We start from the raw sequence: 4,010 nt of genomic DNA, 5'->3' as shown, positions 1-4,010 counted from the left end.
GCAACTGTTGTGTCTATTTCACCAAAACCACTTAATCCAATTCCATCAGCATGCTTTAAAAGCTTCCTGATTGCTATCTTCACCTGACGATAATTGGCATCCTCACCATAGAATGAACTGTCTCTGGCAAGTATTATAGGGGTTATTGGAATATCCTTTGCCGCTTCCTTAAGAAGCTTGACTCCTTCAAGGCCACCTTCACGATAATCTATGAAATGACTGATTCCAAGATTGTACATATCCCACATTGACTCTCTCATCGCTTCGATAAGCTCATCATCACTTGCAGATTCCAAAGCCTTATGCTTTATTCCATTAGGTGGCTTTACAACCTCATCCAAACTTAATCCATCACCTTCATCCTTGATTATTGAGTCTCCAATATGGGTATGTGCATTGATGAACCTTGGGCAAACTATTTTGCCTGATGCATCTATTATTTCTCCTTTCTTAGCATCCTTGGAGATTTCAATGATTTTGTTTTCATCATCAATGACAATGTTTTCCTTAACAGGATTCAAATCAATACCTTTTAGGATTAATCCATTTGCTATAGTCTTCATCAATAATAATTTTAAAATAAGTTTTATATATTTTTATTTAAAAATTATTAATCAAGAAAGACTTATTTTTTTAGGGATGTGAAATCATGGAAACAATTAGTGAATTTAAAGGATTGAACGGAAACATTGTAGCGTTTAAGGAAGCAGTCGGAGATGTTGAAAAAGTTACCTTTTTAGGAACTCCTGGTGTCTGCACTCCTTTTGCAGCATTATTCTCATATGCAATAAGAAATAAGGAATCCCATTTCATTAGCGGAACTGACATTGGCGCTTGTCACCAATTTGAATTCAAGCCATATGGAATGCAGCTAAATGAAGAGACATCCGATCCTCATGACTCTGATGCTGTTGTCCTATTAGGTGGACTTACCATGCCTAAAGCAAATACTGATGTTGATGATTTGAATAAAACCATTGCAGAAATCCTGAAGGATGATGGTAAAATCATTGGTGTTGGATACATGGACATGTTTACCAAAGCAGGATGGTTGGATAAGGTTGACTTTGACTGCATTGTAGATGGAACATTGACTGGAGTCACTAAAAAATAAGAATAAAAAAGATAAAAATTAATTAAAAAAAATTGATGAAAAAATATTAAAAAAAAAGAAAAATGAATTATCCTGATTTAATCGTTGGATAATTCCAATTTTTTATTTATATCCCTTGCTTGGAGAGTGTAATAGACAAAAAATCCTGCCCAAAATACTGCAGCGAAGATGCAAGCTATTACAACCCAAGTAATTATTGGACCGATTCCTAAGCTAATCGGCATCCATTGCAAGTAAACTGCAACAGCAAACAATACACCCATACCAATTACCATTTGGAATATGACTTGAAGTGGAAATGGAACTTCTTCCTTGTCATAAATTAGTCCGCTTAAGCTAAATGCCCATCCAACAACTATAGATCCAAAGAATGCACCTATTATTTCAGTCCCACTAAAGGAAACATTCCCAGGACCTGCCGCATAAGATCCCAATACCATTACAAGCATTACAACGAAGCATCCTACAAATGCTCCCATTGATAACCTTTCTATTAAATTCAATTTCATATAACCACCTTTACAAATAATCATTATCAATAAATATCATAAATCTAGAGCTTCCTTAAAATCGGATAGGTACTTTCTTGAAATGTTATCCTTCAATCCGTTCTTAAGCTCAATAAACATCATTCCCCTTAAAGAAGGAGCCACTCTTTTTATCTTTCTTAAATTGACAATAGTTGCCTTTGAAACCCTTACGAAATTAGAGTCAAGATTCTCTTCAATCTGATAGAGAGGTTTTTTAACCAAATAATCCTTATTTTCTGTATAGACTTTGGTCTGCTTATCCTCAACCCTAATCATAAAGATGTCTTCAAAGTCCAGAAGAACAATATCCTGTCCCTTTTTTACAGCCAAAATTGAATTGTCACTGCTTCCTTCTTCTTCATCTTCAGCTTCATTTTCCAAAAGAACCATTGCCTTTTGAATATTGTCAGTCAATGCATCTGTATAGATCTCTGCATAAGGCTCTTCCAGGTCTTTTGAAACAAACAAATTCACTTTCATAAAATTACCAAACAATTTTTCTTAAATAAATAATAATCAATTTAAAATATTGTTTTTTAATAAAATAAACATTTTTAAAATAATGCTTATTTTCTCATCTTTTCCATTTCCTTTTCAATCATTTGATCCCTGTATTTATCATCAAATTTTTCAAAGAAAACAAAGGTTTTAAGATAATGGGATACTAAACCGATTCCCCAGAAAAGGGTTACCCAATAAAACCACCATTCACCACGGGAAAACAAGACATTTATAACAATAAGTATTATGTTTACAGCAATGAAACTGTATAAATGGTGATAAAAGTCCATCTTTTCATCTACTCTTTTTTCTGCTCTACTATATAATTCACTTTCAGACATAAAATCACACTTAATATAATTTGTTTTTTTTTTAATTTTCTAAATGATTAATGAAATTCCATTTGTCTTTAGATACTATTACTTAGTTGATTATTATATAAATGAATACTTATCCAAATTAACAAGATGCAAAAATCACATGCTGAAATGCAAATAAGGGAGATGAGATGAAAATGGAAAAATGCAAAATGCAAAAACTTGACATTAAAATGCAAATAATGAATATTAAAAATAGATATCATTAAATATTTTCTTTTAGAGAATTTTATAAGTGATGATGATAAAGAATTATTAAGAAAAATCAAAAACATTTAAAAGTCCTATAAATCAAGTTTACTGAAATAGATTAGAGAGTAATAAAATGTCAAAAAATGCAGATGATAATGAAATAATAAAAGAATTAATAGCCATTACAAAGGATAAGGAGAGCTGGAAAGAAAATATAGGCGCTGTTGCTCTTAAATTGAATGATGATTATCCTGTTGCAGTAAAGGCAAAGGCATTATGGATTCTTGGAGAAATGGGTTTGAAATATCCTGAAGAAATAGAACCATATATCAATGATATTGCAGCTTACCTTGACAATGATTATTCCAAATTGAGGGAAAGATCTGCCAATGCAATTGGAAGAATAGGCAGAGCAGACAAAGATCTAATAATCGATCATATTGATACATTGATGAAACTGAAAGATGATGAGTATGGGAATGTGAGACATGCATTTATTTGGGCTTGTGAAAATATAGCTGTAAACGCTCCGGACATCTTTTGTAAAAAGCTTGACATATTTTATGAAATGATTTCAGATTCTGGAGATAAGGTTAGGATAGAAGCTCCTGAAATGTTTAGGGTTGTTGGAAAAAGAAAACCAAATTGTGTGAAACCTTATTTAGAAAGATTAGAATACATTGCAGAAAATGATGAAAACCCTACTGTTCGTATCCATAGTGCTGGTGCAGTTAGAATAACAAGAAAAGCATTGAAAGAAAGTGAAGAATCTAAATAGCTATGCAAATACCCTACTACAAATGACTTGATAAAAATCCAAAATATATATTAATGCATATGTAAAGAAATTATAATATGAACAATGAAACTTTTATGGAAACAGGTAGGCTTGAGGCATTTTATGATGCAATCATTGCAATCATAGTTACTGTGCTCGTTTTAGAACTGCCGCAACCTGCAGCCCCAACACTTGCATCCATTTGGGCATTAAGAACCTCTTATTTTGCATATTTAATCAGTTTTTTAGTGTGTGCCAACCTATGGCAATACCACCACATTATCTATAATCATGTAGAAAAGATCAACACTAAAATCATTTGGCTGAATATTTTTCTAATGTTGATATTCTCTTTAATCCCATATTTGACAACTTTTGTAGCAAATAATCCCAATTCATTTATTCCACAGGCATTATATGGATTGGACTTCATTATCGTAGATATCATCTTGTATATAATGGCAAAGTCTCTGCTAAAGATCAATGAGGAAAACAAGGATAACATAATAGATGCATTC

At 32.2% G+C, this 4,010-nt stretch carries 7 protein-coding genes; 3 read left to right on the top strand and 4 right to left on the bottom strand.

Translation table 11 applies throughout. The features are described 5' to 3' along the window. A partial coding sequence (locus ACKI67_RS06495; protein ID WP_407462636.1) for an amidohydrolase family protein occupies window positions 1-563 on the bottom strand: 563 nt, incomplete at its 3' end. An 86-nt stretch (window positions 564-649) separates the two neighbouring features. Between ACKI67_RS06495 and ACKI67_RS06490 the strand changes: the two genes are divergently transcribed. Further along, window positions 650-1,114, top strand: a complete 465-nt coding sequence (locus ACKI67_RS06490) for a DUF2124 family protein (RefSeq protein ID WP_407462635.1) — start codon at window positions 650-652, stop codon at window positions 1,112-1,114. A 77-nt stretch (window positions 1,115-1,191) separates the two neighbouring features. Here ACKI67_RS06490 and ACKI67_RS06485 read toward each other — a convergent pair whose 3' ends face one another. The 3 genes from ACKI67_RS06485 to ACKI67_RS06475 form a co-directional block, all read right to left on the bottom strand. Continuing rightward, the gene (locus tag ACKI67_RS06485) at window positions 1,192-1,623 is read right to left on the bottom strand and encodes a DUF3021 domain-containing protein (protein ID WP_407462634.1); all 432 of its coding nucleotides are present in this window, start codon (window positions 1,621-1,623) and stop codon (window positions 1,192-1,194) included. 36 nt (window positions 1,624-1,659) lie between these two features. Beyond that, window positions 1,660-2,124 (bottom strand): LytTR family DNA-binding domain-containing protein, encoded by a 465-nt coding sequence (locus ACKI67_RS06480; protein WP_407462632.1) that lies wholly within the window; start codon window positions 2,122-2,124, stop codon window positions 1,660-1,662. A gap of 86 nt (window positions 2,125-2,210) precedes the next feature. Further along, window positions 2,211-2,486, bottom strand: a complete 276-nt coding sequence (locus tag ACKI67_RS06475) for a 2TM domain-containing protein (RefSeq protein ID WP_407462630.1) — start codon at window positions 2,484-2,486, stop codon at window positions 2,211-2,213. Window positions 2,487-2,847: 361 nt separating this feature from the next. Here ACKI67_RS06475 and ACKI67_RS06470 point away from each other — a divergent pair, with 361 nt between their 5' ends. Beyond that, window positions 2,848-3,492 (top strand): HEAT repeat domain-containing protein, encoded by a 645-nt coding sequence (locus ACKI67_RS06470; protein WP_407462629.1) that lies wholly within the window; start codon window positions 2,848-2,850, stop codon window positions 3,490-3,492. Between the two features lie 77 nt (window positions 3,493-3,569). Next, window positions 3,570-4,010, top strand: a 441-nt coding sequence (locus tag ACKI67_RS06465) for a TMEM175 family protein (protein WP_407462628.1), incomplete at its 3' end; no start/stop codon positions are given.

It is taken from the genome of Methanobrevibacter sp. (assembly GCF_045577275.1).
Classification (GTDB): domain Archaea; phylum Methanobacteriota; class Methanobacteria; order Methanobacteriales; family Methanobacteriaceae; genus Methanobrevibacter.
This window is presented reverse-complemented; position numbering and strand designations above follow the sequence as displayed.

Excerpts from the sequence above, each read along its gene's own strand:
- ACKI67_RS06470 (WP_407462629.1), top strand. The coding sequence starts at position 2,848 with ATGTCAAAAAATGCAGATGATAATGAAATAATAAAAGAATTAATAGCC.
- ACKI67_RS06490 (WP_407462635.1), top strand. The coding sequence starts at position 650 with ATGGAAACAATTAGTGAATTTAAAGGATTGAACGGAAACATTGTAGCG.
- ACKI67_RS06475 (WP_407462630.1), bottom strand. The coding sequence starts at position 2,486 with ATGTCTGAAAGTGAATTATATAGTAGAGCAGAAAAAAGAGTAGATGAA.
- ACKI67_RS06480 (WP_407462632.1), bottom strand. The coding sequence starts at position 2,124 with ATGAAAGTGAATTTGTTTGTTTCAAAAGACCTGGAAGAGCCTTATGCA.
- ACKI67_RS06485 (WP_407462634.1), bottom strand. The coding sequence starts at position 1,623 with ATGAAATTGAATTTAATAGAAAGGTTATCAATGGGAGCATTTGTAGGA.